This window comes from Flavobacterium xizangense (genome assembly GCF_054075145.1).
Map to the genome: position 1 here is coordinate 1 of NZ_JBSIPG010000191.1, position 257 is coordinate 257.

At 52.5% G+C, this 257-nt stretch carries 1 protein-coding gene; it reads right to left on the minus strand.

Features of this window, described 5'->3' with window-relative positions; genetic code table 11:
* Positions 1 to 55: 55 nt before the first annotated feature.
* A partial coding sequence (locus ACWA1B_RS23070; protein WP_456910993.1) for a hypothetical protein occupies positions 56 to 257 on the minus strand: 202 nt, incomplete at its 5' end.

Sequence of the window (257 nt, forward strand, 5' to 3'; positions counted from 1 at the left end):
GGGATGCAGGTGCGTATGCCAATCGTTGACTGGCGTCGCCTCTGTAAACAAGAACCTACGTTGATCGACTACGTAGTCTGATCAGATTAGGGTAGTCCTGAAGATATTCGCCCTTGCATAACAAATATGGAGCATATACATGGCGTGGAATCAGCCCGGTAATAACGGACAAGACCGCGACCCGTGGGGAAGCAGCAATAATCAAGGCGGCAACTCTGGGGGAAATGGCAACAAAGGTGGTCGCGAGCAGGGGCCTC